The sequence below is a fragment of the Lamprobacter modestohalophilus genome (assembly GCF_016583905.1).
Classification (GTDB): domain Bacteria; phylum Pseudomonadota; class Gammaproteobacteria; order Chromatiales; family Chromatiaceae; genus Lamprobacter; species Lamprobacter modestohalophilus.
Map to the genome: position 1 here is coordinate 1 of NZ_NRRY01000071.1, position 18,326 is coordinate 18,326.

The following is an 18,326-nucleotide window of genomic DNA, read 5'->3' on the forward strand; positions in this document are numbered from 1 at the left end:
TCGAGCAGGTGCTTGAGCGCATGCCCTGGCCGGCCCGACCGGCGCGACGACGACCGCGACCAGCGAAGCGGCCTTACCTCACGCTTGTGGCGGCTTAGCAACAGTGGACCAAGGGATGATCAAGGCCCTCCCGACGCGTTCGGGACAGTCCATGTATATCCGCAATAACCCCCAACTGCCTTCAGGCCATTTGAATAAACTGGAAAATAGATATGCGAATAAATTGTTGACAGGACGTTGCAAGAATTATTGGCCAGATCATCAATAAACTGTTTAGTTTCCTCGGATACCGAGTGGCGCTTGTTCATTTTTTTTAAGAATTCTTTTTCATAGGCGCCATAATGCACCATGGTTGGTGACCCTATATTCTTCAATGTCGCTACGAAATTCTCCCAAATCGTGCATTCCTGTGATGGGTCGTCAGCCCAGTAATATTGGTATGTGAGAGAGCCATCATCACCATCTTCATAACAAAACCCTATCAAGTAATAAAAATCTTTTGCTGGATACCCTTCAACATCCAAAAAAATGGATTTCTTTCCAATCTCTAAATTTGGTCGCCCAATCACATGGGTCTTATTTTCTCGAATTGCGAGAGCCGTCAAAGCATTATAACGTTTGCGATAAATCGAGTCAGGGTTTTTGCGATTCCGCCGAAGATGGAACGTATAAGATAATTGTGTTACTGTAAATATGCCGGTGTCGTTTAATTTTAATCGCTCTTTTGCGCTCATTGTGGAAATAAGGCTCAGATCATCGCACTTCTCAGCAAGTTTTCTGCAGCGAGTCTGAAATTCGCACTCCGAGCAGTGCCGGTTTAAAATAATTTCCGGAGGTGGCTGTTTGCTTTCAAAGGCGAGAAGTTCGTTAAGAGCTGAGCGTGCCGAATCCATGATGCTATCAGTCAATTGCACTTTCTGAGATTTATCCTTATCGTCTTTGGCAATAAATCGGCCAAACGTTGGTATTCTGCCAGTTTGCGATTCAATGGCAATAGCATCGAATGCAAGCAAGATTTTATCGATCTTCGTTATTTTTTGCTCTAGAGCTAGACGGAGTGGAAAGTACTGCTCTGTTCTGTTGTTATCCGCAATACGTTCGACGCCATGTATCACCGTCCTTATTGACTGCGTCCTAATTGCACAATTTACTAGAATCAGTGCATTTGAGTACCTAAAAGCATTAACAAATGAGATGCCAGGTGGGCACATCACCGCTGCGAATTTCTTAGCAGCTATAAGGTGGAACTTTTGTGCTAAGTCATTGGCAATCCGCGTTTGGTATTCGGCAAATTCAGGCTCAGTGGCAATTGTACCAACAGATTGCATGTATCCTTTCGTGCGACATGTGAGAAATCCTTGCAGTATGAGATCGCTAATTGGCATGAGTCGGTCGACGGTATGTTAGATATGATGGCTATTGGGTTTGTGATTTATCTTGCGCTATTATTAACACTTCTGGCTGGGTGGTTACCCCGAAAATCCATCCCGGTGGAGGTCGTGCAGCGCGGCTGCGAGGGCTCTGATTTCCGCGAAGTCGGGATCCACGGAGGCAGGCGCGGGCTGGCGGATCGCTTTAGCCTTCATGGCCGATCTCCTTTCCGATCTGCTTCAGGAAGGCTTCCATTTCCTGCTTTTTCGGCATCTCCACTGCGTAGCGGGAGACGAAGAGCTTGTTCGATAGGTCGCCGAGGGCGAATTCCACGAGGGCTTGGTTCTTGCGGGTGCAGAGGAGGATGCCGACCGGCGGTTGGTCGCCGGGTGTCATTTCATGTTTCTTGTAGTAGGCGACGTAGGTATTGAGCTGGCCGAGGTGCTCGTGGGAAAAGGCGGTGGTCTTCAGTTCAACGAGGATATGGCACTTGAGCACGCGATGATAAAAGACGAGGTCCACGAAGAAGTATTCGTCGCCGATGAGGAGGCGCTTTTGGCGGGCCTCGAAACAGAAGCCGTGGCCCATTTCGAGGAGGAAATCCTGAAGGCGGTCGAGCAGAGCGTCTTCGAGATCGGACTCGGCCATGACATCGCGGGAGCGGAGGCCGAGGAACTCGAAGATGTAGGGATCGCGGATGATCTGGGCGGGCTGGAGGGTTTCGGCCTCGGCGTGGGTGGCGGCGGAGAGCTTGGATTTCTTCTTCGAGAGACCGCTGCGCTCGTAGTAGAGGCTGTCGATCTGGCGCCGCAGCTCGCGGACGGACCAGTTGCCACGGATGCACTCGATCTCGTAGAAGCGGCGCTGGGTGTCGTCGGGGAGTTGGATCAGCTCGGACAGGTGCGTGAAGGAGAGGCAGTGGATCAATTGTGGAGTCGCTGACTCCGCAATTTGAGATTCGGGAGTCACTGACTCCCGAATTGAGGATGGTAGGAGATGAGCCAGTGGGAGCATGGCGGTGAACCCGGAGGCTTCGAGGGATTTGGGAGTCACTGACTGCCAAATCTGGGGATAAACTTGGTAGAACTGCCGGTAGCGGCGAAGCTCACGGGGGGTGACCCGAGGCAAGCTGTGAGCGGCAAGGCGTTGGGAGAGGGCATCCATGAGGCTTTCTCCATAAGCAGCGCGATCTGCGCCGTTCTGCTCAAACTCGACGATGCGGTGTCCGATGAACCAGTTCCGCAGCGTGAGACCGACGTTGACGGCCTTGGTGGCGAAGTCATGGGCTTGCTGGTGGATCTGAACAATCGTCACCACCAGGGATTCGAAGTCGCTCCCTTCGGCGGGTTTTGGTGTTCCCTGCGTTTTCATCGGTTCAATGCCTCCATGAGCTGGGTTTTGAGAGCGTTCCGCGTCTCGGCGATCTGGGCCAGCAGCCGTTCATATTCGGGCAATAGATGCTCCAGGTCGCCGGGGCCGTCATCGGCCTGATGCGGGTTCTTGAGGTCGAGGTTGAAACCCCCGGCCTTGATCTGGTCGATGGAGACACGCCAGGCCCGCTCGTTCTCAACGCGGGCGGCGAAGCCGTCCTGTTCCGATCCCCACCAGGCGCGCTCGGCCGCGAACTCTTCGATGCGGATCGGTTTGCCCTTGTTGTAGCTCTTGGCGCCCGGCGGATAGGGATGCTCGTAGTACCAGATCTCGGTCGTTGGCCGGCCCTTGGTGAAGAACAACAGGTTGGTGCGGATGCTGGTGTAGGGATTGAAGACGCCGTTGGGCAGGCGAACGATGCTGTGCAGGTTGCAGTCGGTGAGCAGCGCCTCCTTGATGCGCGCGAGCGGGAGATTGGGCTTGTAGACGAGGATGTAGTCGGCTCGTCGGGCAACGCCACGTTTCACCGTCTTGCCGCGAACAATGACCCGGCCCTTGGTGAAGTAGACCTCCTCGCGGATCTGCGTGAGGAGATCCCATTTGTCGCCGTTCACGCCGACTAGCGCGGGCGTGATGAACTTGGTGCGAATGTCGGCTTCGGTCAGCGCCTTCTTGTGCATGCCTGGATGAGCTTCCTTGTTGGATCATGCGCACTCAGCCAGGCGGGATGCGAGACGGCAATCGGCAATCGCTTGGTTGACCTAGATCTCGGAGACAACCTTGTCGTAGAAGGCGAGGAAGTCGTCGGGTGTTGGCCCTTCGCGCCACTCGATCGCCGCGCGCGGATGCAGATTCAGCTGGCCGGTGAGGTTGTAGGGGATCATCGGCCCCCATTCGATCTCGCGGCGTAGCGGCAGAATGTGCTCTTGGATCACCTCGATGATCGGGCGCACCTCGAACTTCGGGTTGCGCAGGAAGCCGAGCAGCATCTCGGTGTGGCAGTTGCCGGCACCACGGCCGAAACCGAAGATGGTCGCATCAACGCGATTGCAGCCCAGAATAATGGCTTCGATCGTGTTGGCAAACGCCAGCTGCAGGTTGTTGTGGGCGTGGATGCCGATCTCTTTACCGGTGCCTTTCAGCGCATTCGCATACTTGTGATAGAGACGGTCGACCTGCTCGCGGTAGAGATGACCGAAGCTGTCGACGATGACCATGGTGCTGGCTGGCGTGTCGGCGATGGCCTCGAGGACGGTGTCGATCTCCTCCTCGGTGATATTGGAGATCGCCATCAGGTTGGCCGTGGTCTCATAGCCCTGCTCGGCGCCGAAGCGGATCATGTCGACCGCCTCGGAGACCTGATGCGCGTAAAAGGCCACCCGGATCATGCTCAGCGGGCTCTCGGCGGCGGGGACGATCTGGGTTTCCCAGTCGCTCTTGCCGGCATCGGCCATGGCCGCGAGCTTCAGCCCGGTCGCGACGGGGTCATGATCACCGACGACACGCTGCAGATCGCTCTCGTCACAGTGGCGCCAAGGCCCAAACTTGTCGCGAGGGAAGGTCTTTGGGGAGTTCTTGTAGCCGATCTCCATGTAATCGACGCCCGCCGCGACGCAGGCCTGATAACAGGCGCTGACGAAGTCGTCGCTGAAGCGATGGCTATTGACCAAGCCGCCATCACGAACCGTACAGTCCATCACCTTGAGCTCAGGCCTGTAGGTGATCCAGGGGGCCTTATCTGACATGGGTCTCTCTCTCCGCGCGGATATCAATCAGGGATTTTCCGGCGCTCGCCCAGTCAAGGCATTGTCGGTGGTCACCTAAGGACCGGATTGCCGTGGAACATGCGCTTCAGCGTCGGGTGGCGACCTGCGATGTCGGTTAGACCGGCTCAGCGCGCGTCATCCTGCCCGAGCTGGGCCTTGAGCAGCTCACCGAGGGTGCCGACGCCCGACTCCTCGGGGCTCTCTGTCGCGCGGCGATCGTTTTTCGAGCCCGCTGACGAGGTCGGTTGTGCGCTGCTGGCCTCGGCCTCGTCGATGCGGTCGGAGGCGAGCGAGAGGCCGATGCGGCGGCGCTCGGTGTCGACCTGCACGATCACGGCATCGACCTCTTGACCGACCTGGACGACATCTTTGGGATGTTCGACACGCCGTCCCGCGCCAAGCTCGCTGACATGGACCAGACCGGTGAGCCCAGGCTCGATCTCGACAAAGGCGCCGAAGGGTTCGAGCCGCTCAATGCGGCCACGGATGCGCGTGCCGGGATGATAGCGCTGCGCAGCATCGGACCAGGGATTCTTCGCTAGCGCGCGAATCGAAAGCGCAATCCGCTCCGGGCGCTTGGGGTTGTTGGTCTGCTCGATCCGTAGCACCGCGACCTCAAGCTCTTGACCGATGCTCAGCACCTCTTCCGGATGCCGCACCCGACCGAGCGCCAGCTCGCTGATATGGATCATGCCCTCGACGCCGCCGAGATCGACGAAGGCGCCGAATTCCTGCAGACCAACGACGACACCGGGCAGCACGGCGCCGGGCTCGAGCTTGGCGCGCAGTTCGGCGGCGCGCTCCGCCTGTTCCTCAGCCAGCACAGCACGACGCGAGACCACCAGGTTCATCCTTCGACCACCCTCGAACTTGGTGATGCGGAACGATGCGCGCTCACCAACCAGGGTCGACAGGTCTTCAATGAAGCGAATATCGGCCTGCGACGCCGGACAGAAGGCGCGCTGGCCAGCGATCTGCACCTCGAGACCGCCTTTGGTCGTCCCGGTGATCTGGCCCTCGACCGGCGTGCCGGCCTGAAACGCTGCCTCGAGCTGATCGGCGCCATGGGCATGGCGGCCGTGGCGACTGCCGAGCACGAGGGTGCCGCTGTCCGGATCGACGCCAGTGACGGCAGCCTCGATACTGTCGCCGACGGCTTTGTTGATCAGCCCATCGGCATTGCGCAGGTTGGCGACCTCCATCGTCGCCTCGGCCTTGCCACCGATATCGACGAACACATGCTCCTCGCCGATTTCGATGATGGTGCCCTTGACTCGGTCACCTACCTTGGGCCGAGCAGCCACGGCTTGCTCGGTCTTTTCCAGCTCCTTGAGCAGGGCCTCGAAATCGTTGTCGTCGGTCATCACTGGCGGGCCTGTCTTCGGGCCGGTCGGGATATGGGGTTGGGACGCGAGCTCGCGAGCGCCTTGAGCAGACGGGTATTCACGGCACAAGCGGCGCAAATTCTACTCGTCTGACAAGGCCTGGTGCCAGCATAAGGGGGCTTTTCTTGTGATCTGAGGCATTTTGTGTGTGTCTAAGCGCAGTATCGGCCGAGTTTGCAGGCCTGCGCCTGCCGTTTACGTGAATCTCACGCGATTCATTGTCCGGGGTGGCGCCTCGCCATGAGAGTTCGGCTGGACGGCGAGTCAGACTGAGTCACTGGGCACCGGCGCCATCCGCGCGTTAAGCTAATCCTAACCTGCAAACTGGGTTGCATAATGGCTTGGACGAAGCAAGAGGCGAATACTCGAATGACCCGCTACGATGTCTTCAATGGCGACGCCGATGGCCTCTGCGCGCTGCAGCAGCTGCATTTGAGTGAGCCAGAGGCGGAACATGCGATCCTGATCACCGGCACCAAGCGCGAGATCGCACTCTTACAGCAGGTGCCTGCCGAGGCCGGTGATCAGATCACAGTGCTGGATGTCTCGCTCGATAAGAATCGCGGTGCGCTGATGGAGCTGCTCGAGCGCGGGGTCAGCGTGCGCTACGTCGATCATCATTACCCCGGCGAGATCCCCGAGCATCCGAACCTGCAGACCCACATCGATACCACCGCCGATCGCGGCACCAGCCTCTTGGTCGACGACCTGCTCGAGGGCCGTCAGCGCGCTTGGGCCGTGGTCGGCACCTTCGGCGATAACTTCGATGCCGCCGCAATCCGCGCAGCAGCGCCGCTGGGGTTGCAGCAGGACGCGCTCAAGCGCCTGCGCGAGCTTGGTATCCTGCTGAATTACAACGGCTATGGCGCGACGGTGGCGGATCTGCATTTTCCGCCCGAGGCGTTATTCGCGCGTTTGCGTCCCTATGCCGACCCGCTCGAGTTCGTGCGTTGCGACCAGGCTTTCGAGGCCTTGCGGACCGGCTACGCTGACGACATGGCACGCGCGCGCGCCATGAGCCCGGAGCACCAGAACGCGACGCACCTATTGATGGTGCTCCCGGCTGCGCCCTGGGCACGCCGGGTCGGGGGTGTGTTTGCCAACGAACTGGCGCAGCAGGCGCCGAGTCGAGCGCATGCCCTGCTGACCCAGCTCGAGCAAGGCGGCTTTGTGGTCAGTGTGCGCGCGCCGATCGACCGTCCGGATGGCGCTGATGCACTCTGCCGCCAGTTCGAGACCGGCGGCGGTCGCAAGGCAGCGGCCGGTATCAACCAGTTGTCCGACAGTGACTATCCGCGTTTCGTCGAGGCCTTCTTGGCGGCCTTTGATACGGACTGAGCGGGCCGGCGTTGATGCCGGTCGCAGGGTTCGCATAACCTGAGATCACCGGCTTTGGCCCGATGAGCTGATCGGTTTTTAGGTTTTTAGATTCAGAGCGGTTGCGATGCGGCATTTGGTCTTCGTCTACGGCACCTTGCTCCGGGGCGAGGTCAATCACCGGCTGCTCGAAGACGCCGAATGGGTCGGTGAGCATCGCACCGAGCCGCGTTTTACCCTGCTGCTGCTCGGCGCCTATCCAGGGCTGATCACGACGGGTCGCACCGCGGTCTTTGGCGAACTGTATCGGGTCGATCATGCCGGACTGAGGGCGCTGGACGCCCTTGAAGATTATCCACGGCTCTATGGCCGGTGCTTGATCGCGACTCGCTTTGGCCGGGCCTGGACCTACGTCTACCGCGGCTCGGTGCGAGATCGACCGCTGATCCCGAGCGGTGACTGGCGCCGGATCTCCCAAGCTGCGTCACCGTTGCGAGCGGCTGGGGTCCGCTGCCGGCGCGATTCAAAAAACCCGGGTCGGCAGCAGCAGCTAAGATCCCGACTCATAGCGACGGAGACCGGAATGACGACTGAGACCAATGCTCCACAGGCGACCGAAGAGGGCCGCTTTACCATCCAGCTCGAGCAGCGCGAGGGCTTTGAGATCAATGTCGCCTTCGATTGGAAGCGCGCCGCTGATCTGCTGATGGATGAGCCACCGCCCTTGGGTGGCACCAATGGTCCGAATGCCTCGCGGCTGCTCGCCGCCGCGGTGGGTAACTGTCTGTCGGCAAGCCTGCTTTATTGCATCGGCAAGGAGGAGCCACCGGATCAGAGCCTGCGCACCGAGGTCACCTGCGTGATGGTGCGTAACGAGAAGAAGCGCTTGCGCATCGGCAGCATGGAGGTGCGCTTGATCGTCGCGCCGGCGTTGCTCGAATCCAAGCGGTTCGAGCGCTGCAAGACCCTGTTCGAGGACTTCTGCGTGGTCTCAGCCAGTGTTCGCGCCGGTATACCGATGAAGGTCTTGGTGCTCGACGAGGCGGGCAATCTCCTGCACCAGAGCGATTGATGCCGTTGTCTTTGATGCCTGTCTCTTGGCAGAGGGGCCGCCGGCGCCTGCTCTTGTTTGGCCAGGGCGAGGTAGCCGATGCCTGCGCGCGCCTGTTACGAGGGGGCTCGGACCGGTTGATCAGGGCCGCAGGCGCTGATCTTTCTCAGCGGAAGCTGCTGAGGGAGTTGCTGAATGCCGATGTCCTGCTGCTGGCGGGCCTGGATGAACCGCTTGCATTGCTGGCTGAATTGTCGCCGCGGCTAGGCCGCGGGTTCAGGGGGCGGCGTCGACGCCAGCCATTGCGGGTGCTGATCATTGACGACGGCGCAGCGCCTGCGGCGAGCGACTTGGCCGAGGCCCGCGCACGCTGGTCGGACGAGGTCCAATTCGAGCAAGTCTCGATCCCAACCGCCGCCGCCCGACGGCTGCTGGCGAGCTGGCCTTTGCATTGGGGCGCTGACCCGCGGTTTGGCCAGCCTATTCATCTGGCTATCCTCGGCCGCAGCCGTTTCTCAGAGGCCCTGTTGGTGCATGCGCTGCGCATCAGTGGCTATGGTGAGCAGCGCAGCCGCTTCACGCTGCTCAGCGAGGCGCCTGAGGCCTGGGAGCGCGCCTTTACCCGGGCCTATCCGCAGGCCCATGAGATCGCCGAGTGTCGGTTCAGCACCCTGGATGGATTGGGCTTGGCGCCTGTGCCGCCGGTCACTGCGGCGATGGTCTGCGGCGAGTGCGTGCCCGCGACAGGGGCGCCTGACGCGCCTGACGCCCTGAGCCAGGCGCGCGCCCTGGCCGAGCGCCTGCTAGATGTACAACAGTGCTCGCCGCCCATCTTCGTCGAGATCGGCGATGCAACGCCCAAAGGCGAGCTCAGCGATTGGGATGGACAGCTGATTCCGATCAGCCACCGCCAGCTGGCGCTCGATCGCGCCGTGCTGCTGGACGGCAAAGGCGACGAGCTCGCGCAGGTGATCCACAATCACTATCGTGATACCACCGAGGCACAAGGTCGCGATCCGTCACTGGAGCCGGCAGGGAGACCCTGGTCGACGCTGGCCTCATCCTATCGGGATGCAAATCGCCACCAAGCCGATCATCTCTGGGCCAAGCTGGCGATGACCGACTGCCAAGCGGTGCCAGAGAGTCAGGTTGAATCCTTCGCCTTCGCGCCGATCGAGGTCGAGCGCTTGGCCGTGATCGAGCACGGGCGCTGGGCCGCCGACCGCTGGCTCGACGGATGGTCCTATGCGCCGACGCGCGACAATCGGCTTAAGCACCACCCGCAGCTGATTCCCTATCAGCAGTTGTCGGGACCGATGAAGGATCTGGATCGATTTGCGGTGCGTCTGGTGCCAACCCTGTTGGCGCGCTCTGGTCTTGGCGTGCTGCGCATGTTGTTGATCGGACTGGCGCCTGATCTGGCCCCTAATCGAGCGGCGTCGGGTGTTGAGCGGCCAACGGCGACGATTGCCGCCCTGATGCGGCGGGCGTTGGCGCGACTCGCTTCACGCTATCCGGATCGCGCTTTGATCATCGCCGCTTCGCTTGAGGATGAAGCATCGAGGCGATTTGTTGGTATCGCGACCGACGAGTTTGGTGCCAGCTTCTTCTTGCTCTTACCACAACCGCTGCCGCATCTACTGAACGGCCTCGATGAGGCGGCGCGTCTTAAGACGCTCACCTTGGTGGCGTGCGCTAGGCGCCGAATCTCGCTGTCGCGCCCTGGCGACCTTGAGCGCTGGCTCGATCAACGTGCCGAGATTCTGGTCGAGCTTGGCGAGGCTGAACCCCTAGCCGAAGCGGACGTTTCGCGCCGCAAGCGGGTTCGTATCGGGCCGAGGGGCGGTCTTCAGTGGAGCTTCGAATACTAGCGAGGCTTCGGCTCAGGCCAAAATCCATGCTTTTGCTGTACTGCCCGCAAGACTTGACAGCTAGGCGCTCGGTAGCAGCTCGTGGGAGTCTGCTGCGGCGGTCTTGTCGGCTCTGACGGAGAACCGGTATCCCTGATGCAAGCAGTAGCCAAGCCACTTGGAGACGAACAGGTTGACGCGCCATTTGGCGGCCAAGGCGGGCGCTTGGTAGTGACTCAGAATCGGGAGCACGGTTTGCCTGAGGTTCAAGACCTCGACCTGCTCTGCATCGTGGTAGGCGCGGAGCAATGCATCTGGCTCTGACGGGTGCTGGTGCTGCGCCATGGACTCAACCTGGAGCAGGTGGGTGAGGCGCAGGGTTGTGGTGTAGGGAGATTGCTCGACGATCGAGAGTGTCAGCTCCGCCATGCCCTCTGGCTTGGAGCGGAGCTGCCCTTGGAGCTGGGGTAGATGCGGCGCGAGCCTCAGCAGGGCCCCGTAGTTCTCTTCACATAACATCATGAGGCCGCCAACGTTGGTCGGCGGCCTCAGCAGTATGAGACGAGAGAAGTTAGGCGTGGGTGCCTGCATCGCGAGTGCGTTTACCGTGAAACAAGCGCTTCCATCGGGAGGTCGAAAGGAGACAGCGACTCAACGATCAGGAATGAAAACCGCTGACGTACCTTCGCTCAGGCAGTGTCGCCCTGCTGTTTGGCGATATCGGCGCGCACTTGTTCCATGTCCAGCTCCTTCGCCTTGACGATCAAGTCGCGGAACGAGCTTTCAGGAAGCGCGCCAGGCTGGGAGAAAATGATGACCTGATCGCGGAAGATCATCAGCGTCGGGATCGAGCGGATCTGGAAGTGAGCGGCAATCCCCTGCGCCTCTTCCGTGTTGACCTTGGCGAAGACGATGTCCTCGTGATCGTTCGAGACCTTTTCGAACACCGGCGCAAAGGAGCGGCAGGGGCCGCACCAGGTTGCCCAGAAGTCGACGATGACGAACGGGTGATCGTTGATGGTCTGCTCGAAGGTCTGCTCGTTGAGCTCTACGACGGCCATGAGCGGCTCCTCTGTCGCTGAAAAGTGGGCGGCAGTCTAACAGAATCGTCGAGGCTTCCGCTTGGCTTCCGACTGGTTTCCGATTGGCTTCCCTGCTCAGGACGCGGTCATTCGTCGTGCTTGTGCGTCATGGCGACACTGAAGTCGCCCGACAGATAGCCTTCGACGATCTCCACCCCTACGTCCATTTCCGCGGCCCAGTTCGCGACCGCTTCGGGCATCAGATAATTGAAGGTCAGCGATTGGTGATCGCCTTTAAGCAGGTTGAACACCAGCCCTCGCCGCGCTGCGCTGAGGCAGCGCGTGATGAACAACCCCGTTTCTTCGTGTGTCAAGAGCGCCATGGCGCCGCTCGCGAGATACCAGTCGGCCTCGGGGATGGGGTCACTGAGCACGTCGCAATGCAGGATTGCGCAGCCGGTGCGTGCCCGCGCGCGGTCGACCATCGTTGGCACGGCGTCGAGGCCAATGTATTGGCGCGGCAGATCGTTGCGCGCGGCGAGGAAGGCATGGAGATCCCCAAGGCCACAACCGACGTCGACCAGCGAGATGCGCGAGAGATCGGGCGGCAGCAGGTCACGCAGGACGGCAAAGCGGATCTGCTGGCTCTCGGCCGATCGCCAGTGCACGCCTTCTGCGTTCTCACCGTAGCGCGCTAGCGCGTGGCGGTAAAAGCTCTCGGTATCAACGCGCGGCATAAAAATCCTCTCGCAAAAAAGTTGAGCGTTTTCCTTGACAATTGACGACTGAAAAACCACGTACGCAGCTGGAGTAAGGCTGCGTCAACCTTAAGGCATCACACCATGAGACTCTCTACCAAGGGCCGCTATGCCGTCACTGCTATGCTCGATCTTGCGCTGAACTCGGGCAGAGGGCCGGTGACACTGGCCGATATCTCGGTCAACCAGGGTATCTCGTTGTCTTATCTCGAGCAGCTGTTTGCGGCGTTGCGCGCGAAACAGCTCGTGCGTGGGATTCGAGGTCCTGGGGGGGGATATTATCTCGGCAAGTCTGCCGATGAGATCACGATTGCGGATGTCATCTGTGCCGTCGACGAGTGGGTCGAGTTTACCCGCTGTGGTGGCCGAGAGAACTGCCGCGGCGGTGAGCGCTGCCTCACGCATAGTCTCTGGGACCAGCTCAGCGACGAGATATTCACCTTCCTCAGTGAGATCTCGCTCGCGGACCTGGTCGAGCGTGGTCAGCGCAAGTTGCGGCAAGACGAGCGGGTCGACAATCGTTCAGTGGCGGTCCGCAAGCAGCGTGCCGCCTAGAGATCTCGCGGGTCGGCCGAATCCGCCGACTGCCAGACCTGGCCTGCCAGGGGCTGATGTGCTCTGATCGGGGTCGATGAGTGAGAGTATATGTGGCAGTGGCAGCGGCCATACAGCTTGGCCTAGATCAGCTCTCCGGCTCATCCCGTCGGCAGTCGAATCCCTGCTAATGCTATCCTTGCAGATTCGGCCCGCTTCGAACCCGTCCTAAACTGGCGACGTTGGCCGCGGGCGTCGCCATGCTGTTTCAGCGGCGTCGTCTTTCATCGCTGCGCTTACAGTAGCGCCGAGCGGAGCCCCAGGCATCAGCGAGAGCCCCTGTCGCCATGCAGGTTGAAACCGATGAGCTTCTGACGATTCAGGACCTAGTTCGCTGGGGTGCCTGCCGCTTCATTGAGGCCGGGCTACACTTCGGCCATGGCACTGATAATGCGTTCGATGAGGCTGCCTGGCTGGTCGCCGATGCACTCAAGATGCCGGTGGCGCTGATCGCCGACTATGGCCAGTGCCGCGTTACGGCCTCGGAACGCGAAGCAATCACGGCGCTACTCGCACGCCGTGTCGACGAGCGTCGGCCCTCCGCCTACCTCACCGGCCGAACCTGGTTCGCTGGTCTGGAGATGATCGTCTCCGATCAGGTCATGGTGCCGCGCTCTCCGCTGGCTGAACTTATCAGCGATGGCTTCGCGCCCTGGATCGACCCGGCTCAAGTTGGCCGCGTGCTCGATCTCTGCACCGGCAGTGGCTGTATCGGCATCGCCACGGCCATGCATCTGCCCGACGCTGATGTTGATCTCGCCGACATCTCGCCCGCCGCACTGCGGGTGGCGATGCGCAATCGTGCCCTGCATGGCCTCGAAGAGCGCGTCCGGATCATCGAGTCGGATCTGTTTGCGGCGATCGATGACGAGGCCGTCTACGATGTCATCGTCTCCAACCCGCCGTATGTCGCTGCAGCAGAGCTCGAGTCATTACCGGCGGAATATCGGCACGAGCCGCAACTGGCGTTCGCCGCTGGTGAGTCCGGGCTGGATCTGGTTTTGCGAATCTTGCGCGATGCGCCAGACTTCTTGGCTGATGACGGCCTCTTGATCGTTGAGGTTGGCAGCGCCGCGGAAACCCTGCAGGATCGGTTCCCCGGCGTGCAGTTCACCTGGCTCGAATTTGAGCACGGCGGCGACGGTGTGTTTCTCATGCGCCGCCAAGAGCTTGTAGACGCGCATGCCGACTTTGCTGAGGCCGTGGCTGGCTCCTGAGTGCCAAAGCCGCAGCCGCAGCGTCTGCAACGGCGCGATCGGCGACGGAGCCCGGCATCGGCGCCGTCGCATGGGTCCAACACGAGATGGGTCCAACACGACATCTTGATCCATACAACGCAACGAGGCCCGCTGCTGGTGCCTTGAGGTAGACGATAACAATGCTTGAAAACACCACCATGACCCAAGCACCCGGTGAGCAGCAACGCAGTCAAGGCGCTGCCGGGACTGCGCGCTCCTTGGCCAGCGAGGGCGCTGCCGATCAGCGCACCGTGTTCGATCTGGAGCTGATCCAGCGTTACGACCAGAGTGGTCCGCGCTACACCTCCTATCCGACCGCGCTCGAGTTCGATCCGGCCTTTGATGAGAACCGCTACAAGCAGGTCTGCCAAGCCACCAACGCCAGCGGTCGGCCGTTATCGCTCTACTTCCACATCCCGTTTTGCGACACCGTTTGCTTCTACTGCGCCTGCAATAAGATCGCGACCAAGGACCGCACCATGGTGCAGCCCTATCTGGATCGCGTCTACAAAGAGCTGGCGATGCAGTCGGCGTTGTTCGACGACGACCGCGTGGTCGAGCAATTGCACTGGGGCGGCGGCACGCCGACCTTCATCAGCGCGGCGCAGATGCGCGAGCTGATGGCCGAGACCCGCAAGCAGTTCAAGCTCGCTGACGATGATGTCGGCGAGTATTCGATCGAGATCGACCCACGCGAGGCCAAGGGCGACACCATCGCGCTGCTGCGCGAGATCGGCTTCAATCGCATGAGCCTGGGTGTGCAGGATTTCGATCCGCGCGTGCAGAAGGCGGTGAACCGGATTCAGAGCCAGGAAGAGACCTTCGCGGTGCTCGATGCCGCGCGCAGAGAGGGCTTCCGCTCGATCAGTATCGATCTGATCTACGGCCTGCCGCATCAGACCGCCGAGAGCTTCATGGAGACGCTCGAGCAGATCATCGCCGTCGGCCCCGAGCGCCTGTCGGTGTTCAATTACGCGCATCTGCCGCGTCGGTTCATGCCGCAGCGCCGGATCGACGAAGACCAGCTGCCACCGCCGCAGGTCAAGCTCGAGATCCTGCAGGCGACCACCGAACGCCTGGCCGAGGCCGGCTGGCTCTATATCGGCATGGACCACTTCGCCCGCCCCGATGACGAGCTGGCGCTGGCGCAGCGCAACGGTACTCTCTACCGTAACTTCCAGGGCTACTCGACCCATGCCGATTGCGATCTGATCGGCATCGGCGTGACCTCAATCGGCAAGGTCGGCGCGACCTATGGCCAGAATCGGCGCGAGCTGGATGAGTACTACGCCGATATCGACGGGGGCCGGCTGCCGGTGTTCCGTGGCATCGAGCTGAGCCGCGACGATGAGGTCCGCCGCGACGTGATCACCCGGCTGATCTGTCACTTCAAGCTCGATTTCAGCGAGGTCGAGCGCGCTTGGGAGCTGAATTTCCAGGATTACTTCGGCCGCGATCTCGCCAAGCTCGAGGGTATGCAAGCCGACGGGCTGCTCGAGATCGACAGCAGCGGTATCCGCGTGCTGCCCAAGGGACGCATGCTGATCCGTAACATCTGCATGGCCTTCGATGCCTACATGGAAGCCAAGCAGGGGCAGGGCGGTTTCTCGAAGGTGATCTAGGTGGCGAACGGCGACCAACCCTAGACCGGCGCCATGATCGACCTCTCCGTCTACCTGATCACCGACGCCGCACTCTGCGCCCGAGCCGGTTTGCTTGAGACCGTTGCTGCCGCCCTGCGTGGCGGGGCGACCGCTGTGCAACTGCGTGACAAGCAGGCCTCCGATGCCGCGCTGATCGAGCAGGGCAAGGCGCTCAAGGCCCTGCTGCGCGGTACCCATGTGCCGCTGATCGTCAATGACCGGCTCAAGGTCGCCGTCGCTATTGGGGCCGATGGTCTGCATCTTGGGCAATCGGACGGGGATGTCGCTGAGGCGCGCGCGGTCTTGGGGGCCGAGGCCATCTTGGGGCTGTCGGTGCAGAGCCGCGAGCAGTTGGAGGTACCGGAGCTGAGCCTGGTCGATTACCTTGGCGTCGGGCCAGTGTTTGCCACCGCAACCAAGCCCGATCATTCATCACCGCTCGGTTTTGATGGGCTCGCGGCGATCTGCGCGGAGAGCCCATTGCCGGTCGTGGCCATCGGTGGCCTGAGCGCCGAGCATGCCGCGTCGATCTGGTCCGCTGGCGGGGTCGGCATGGCGCTGGTCTCAGCCATTTGCACCGCATCCGACCCCGAGCTAGCGACGCGCGAGATCGTCGAGGCTTGTAAGGTCGCGCGCCTCGGCAGCGCCGATGCCAATTCGCTTTACGGGCTTTAACAACTGCCAAGCTCAAGCTGCGGGCCGAGTCTCTTTGGCCTTTATGGCGGAAATTCAGAGAGAACCGCAGCCGGCGGCGAAGATGCGGCTGATCATTCTCAAATAGAGAAGCTCATGCTGCAAGGTTTAACCATGACTTGCGCGCAATCTACGAAGATTTAAAGAAATCTGAAAAAGAACATATTCATATGGGTCATCCTTTTGTTGAGCCGCCGCTTAAACAAACACCCGCTAACAAGTCGCTTCACCGGACCACTGCTCCGCTATCGCTCCTCAGTGGCCGGTGATCTTGGTCGTTGGCGACAAGATGTTTCTCGCGCATTACGTTATGAGTAAGATCAAGCATGTCCTCGCGATCGCCGGCTCCGACCCGTCCGGCGGCGCCGGTATCCAGGCCGATATCAAGGCGATCTCGGCCAATGGCGTCTATGCGATGGCGGCGATCACGGCGCTGACCGCGCAGAACACCCGTGGTGTCCGTGGAGTGCAATTGGTCGCGCCCGAGTTCGTCACAGCGCAGATCGACGCGGTATTCGAAGATATCCATGTTGATGCGGTGAAGATCGGCATGCTCGGCTCGCCCGAGATCACGTTGGCGGTGGCCGAGGCGCTCGCACGCCATCACGCCCAATGTATCGTGCTGGACCCGGTGATGGTGGCCAAGGGCGGCGATCGGCTCCTCTCGGAGGCCGCCATCCGAACCCTCAAAGAGCGCTTGCTGCCATTGGCGACCATCCTGACGCCGAACCTGCCGGAAGCGGCGGCGCTGCTCGACGAGCCGGAGCTGACTGATCCAGCGGCGATGCCGGCACTCGCCGAGCGGTTGCTGGCGTTGGGGCCTTCCGCAGTGCTTCTGAAGGGCGGCCACCTGAGCGGGGCGGTGAGCCCGGATTATCTGGCAACGGTCGACGAAGGCGTTTGGCTGGAAGCCGAGCGTATCTTGACCAAGAACACCCACGGCACCGGTTGCACGCTCTCATCGGCGCTGGCAGCGCAACTTGCGAGCGGCGCCGAACCAATAATCGCGGCGCGCGCCGCCAAGACTTATGTCGCCGGCGCCATCGCGCATGCTGACGAACTCCATGTCGGCCAAGGTCAGGGGCCGACGCATCATTTCCATGCGCTATGGCCGACCGGGCATGCGCCGAGCTAGCTAGCGGTGGCGGTCTAATGAATCTTGCTGCCCCTCAGCATCATCGTCGCGAGATCGAACTCGGCATGCTGTTGATGACCATCGCGATGCTGCTGTTCCCAATCAGCGACGCGCTCGCGAAATTTCTCACCGCGGAGCTAACGCCGGTTCAGATCGGAGCCGCGCGCTTCCTTTTCCAATCCCTATTGCTGCTGCCGGTGGTGTTGGTCTACAAGGGTGGCCGACTGCCGCCGCCGGGCGTTCGTCATCTGGCGCTCGGGACGCTGATTGGCCTGGCGGTGATCTTTTTGTTTTCAGGACTGCAATATCTCCCGCTGGCCAACAACACTGCGCTGTTCTTTATCGAGCCCTTGCTATTGACTCTGATCTCAGCGGTTGCCTTGCGTGAGCCAGTGACCCTGCGGCAGTGGCTCGCGGTGGTGATTGGCCTCGTCGGGGCGCTGATCGTCTTGCGCCCGAATTGGGCCGCGTATGGGCCAGCCGCCATCTTCCCCGTCGCCGCGGGCGCCTTCTTCGCCGGTTTCTTGGCACTGACGCGGGTCGTCGGTGGGCGCGATGATGCCCTGACGCTCGCGTTCTGGACCGGAGTCGCCGCAACGCTGGTGCTCTTGCTGATCATGGGCGTCGGATTGATTGGCCAGGAGCCGGCGTCGGCGCGACCGATCGCTCCGCTGATGGTGGTTCCTTCGCTCGGCGTCTGGCCGCTGCTACTTGGGGTCGGCGCCATTGCAGCGGCGACCAATGTGCTCACCGCACTGGCGCTACGGCGAGCCGGTGCCGGAGTACTCGCACCCTTTCAGTATCTCGAGATCCTGAGTGCAACGCTACTCGGCTGGCTCATCTTCAGCGAGATCCCGGACCTCATCACCGGTCTCGGCGCCACCATCATCGTTGGTTCTGGGCTTGGTTGTGTTCCAGAACTGTTGGAAAATACTATTAATGCTTAATAAATCAGGAGTTTGAGTGGTGGGCACAACAGATCTGGAGCACTACCCCCTATTTAAACCCAATACCGTTCAATGGGCTTGCCAAATGCGTGGCCAAGTATCAGGCTAGATTGCATGAAATCTTAATCTGATCAAGAGGCTACGGTGATCGACCTACACCAGGAGACAGCGGCGTTGGCCGCATG

At 60.9% G+C, this 18,326-nt stretch carries 17 protein-coding genes; 9 read left to right on the plus strand and 8 right to left on the minus strand.

The genetic code is table 11. From position 1 onward, the window contains the following. Positions 1 to 119: 119 nt before the first annotated feature. The 5 genes from CKO42_RS23755 to CKO42_RS23780 form a co-directional block, all read right to left on the minus strand. On the minus strand, positions 120 to 1,328 hold the full coding sequence (locus CKO42_RS23755; protein ID WP_200250278.1) for a TM0106 family RecB-like putative nuclease: 1,209 nt from the start codon (positions 1,326 to 1,328) through the stop codon (positions 120 to 122). 247 nt (positions 1,329 to 1,575) lie between these two features. Then, entirely contained in the window at positions 1,576 to 2,742 is a 1,167-nt protein-coding gene (locus CKO42_RS23760; protein WP_200250292.1) for a PDDEXK nuclease domain-containing protein, read from the minus strand. Beyond that, a complete protein-coding gene (locus CKO42_RS23765) occupies positions 2,739 to 3,422 on the minus strand; it encodes an N-6 DNA methylase (RefSeq protein ID WP_242479654.1) in 684 nt (227 codons plus the stop codon). Before CKO42_RS23765 ends, CKO42_RS23760 begins: the two co-directional genes overlap by 4 nt. A gap of 81 nt (positions 3,423 to 3,503) precedes the next feature. Beyond that, a complete protein-coding gene (locus tag CKO42_RS23775; protein WP_200250296.1) occupies positions 3,504 to 4,487 on the minus strand; it encodes an aldolase catalytic domain-containing protein in 984 nt (327 codons plus the stop codon). A 146-nt stretch (positions 4,488 to 4,633) separates the two neighbouring features. Then, positions 4,634 to 5,872, minus strand: a complete 1,239-nt coding sequence (locus tag CKO42_RS23780) for a 30S ribosomal protein S1 (protein WP_200250299.1) — start codon at positions 5,870 to 5,872, stop codon at positions 4,634 to 4,636. A 390-nt stretch (positions 5,873 to 6,262) separates the two neighbouring features. Here CKO42_RS23780 and CKO42_RS23785 point away from each other — a divergent pair, with 390 nt between their 5' ends. The 3 genes from CKO42_RS23785 (at position 6,263) to CKO42_RS23800 (ending at position 10,132) form a co-directional block, all read left to right on the plus strand. Beyond that, positions 6,263 to 7,231, plus strand: a complete 969-nt coding sequence (locus CKO42_RS23785) for an acetyltransferase (RefSeq protein WP_200250303.1) — start codon at positions 6,263 to 6,265, stop codon at positions 7,229 to 7,231. Positions 7,232 to 7,337: 106 nt separating this feature from the next. Continuing rightward, a complete protein-coding gene (locus CKO42_RS27650) occupies positions 7,338 to 8,282 on the plus strand; it encodes a gamma-glutamylcyclotransferase (protein WP_242479655.1) in 945 nt (314 codons plus the stop codon). After that, complete coding sequence (locus CKO42_RS23800) at positions 8,282 to 10,132, plus strand: RyR domain-containing protein (RefSeq protein WP_200250319.1); 1,851 nt, start codon at positions 8,282 to 8,284, stop codon at positions 10,130 to 10,132. The genes CKO42_RS27650 and CKO42_RS23800 overlap by 1 nt, the downstream gene beginning before the upstream one ends. Positions 10,133 to 10,192: 60 nt before the next feature. Here the strand turns inward: CKO42_RS23800 and CKO42_RS23805 are convergent, their stop codons facing one another. The 3 genes from CKO42_RS23805 to CKO42_RS23815 form a co-directional block, all read right to left on the minus strand. After that, entirely contained in the window at positions 10,193 to 10,633 is a 441-nt protein-coding gene (locus CKO42_RS23805) for a DUF1249 domain-containing protein (RefSeq protein ID WP_242479656.1), read from the minus strand. A 167-nt stretch (positions 10,634 to 10,800) separates the two neighbouring features. Further along, positions 10,801 to 11,172 (minus strand): thioredoxin, encoded by a 372-nt coding sequence (trxA, locus tag CKO42_RS23810; RefSeq protein WP_200250332.1) that lies wholly within the window; start codon positions 11,170 to 11,172, stop codon positions 10,801 to 10,803. 107 nt (positions 11,173 to 11,279) lie between these two features. Further along, a complete protein-coding gene (locus CKO42_RS23815) occupies positions 11,280 to 11,870 on the minus strand; it encodes a class I SAM-dependent methyltransferase (RefSeq protein WP_200250339.1) in 591 nt (196 codons plus the stop codon). Positions 11,871 to 11,975: 105 nt separating this feature from the next. Here CKO42_RS23815 and CKO42_RS23820 point away from each other — a divergent pair, with 105 nt between their 5' ends. From CKO42_RS23820 to CKO42_RS23845, 6 genes are all read left to right on the plus strand, one after another. Beyond that, positions 11,976 to 12,446: an Rrf2 family transcriptional regulator gene (locus CKO42_RS23820; protein WP_200250350.1), complete on the plus strand. Its 471-nt coding sequence runs from the start codon at positions 11,976 to 11,978 to the stop codon at positions 12,444 to 12,446. A 326-nt stretch (positions 12,447 to 12,772) separates the two neighbouring features. Beyond that, positions 12,773 to 13,702: a 50S ribosomal protein L3 N(5)-glutamine methyltransferase gene (gene prmB / locus CKO42_RS23825; RefSeq protein ID WP_200250358.1), complete on the plus strand. Its 930-nt coding sequence runs from the start codon at positions 12,773 to 12,775 to the stop codon at positions 13,700 to 13,702. Between the two features lie 161 nt (positions 13,703 to 13,863). Further along, positions 13,864 to 15,345: an oxygen-independent coproporphyrinogen III oxidase gene (gene hemN, locus CKO42_RS23830; protein ID WP_242479657.1), complete on the plus strand. Its 1,482-nt coding sequence runs from the start codon at positions 13,864 to 13,866 to the stop codon at positions 15,343 to 15,345. Positions 15,346 to 15,378: 33 nt separating this feature from the next. Beyond that, complete coding sequence (gene thiE / locus CKO42_RS23835; RefSeq protein WP_200250382.1) at positions 15,379 to 16,041, plus strand: thiamine phosphate synthase; 663 nt, start codon at positions 15,379 to 15,381, stop codon at positions 16,039 to 16,041. 328 nt (positions 16,042 to 16,369) lie between these two features. Then, complete coding sequence (gene thiD, locus CKO42_RS23840) at positions 16,370 to 17,194, plus strand: bifunctional hydroxymethylpyrimidine kinase/phosphomethylpyrimidine kinase (RefSeq protein ID WP_200250391.1); 825 nt, start codon at positions 16,370 to 16,372, stop codon at positions 17,192 to 17,194. A gap of 17 nt (positions 17,195 to 17,211) precedes the next feature. Next, the gene (locus CKO42_RS23845) at positions 17,212 to 18,141 is read left to right on the plus strand and encodes a DMT family transporter (protein ID WP_200250393.1); all 930 of its coding nucleotides are present in this window, start codon (positions 17,212 to 17,214) and stop codon (positions 18,139 to 18,141) included. Positions 18,142 to 18,326 lie beyond the last annotated feature (185 nt).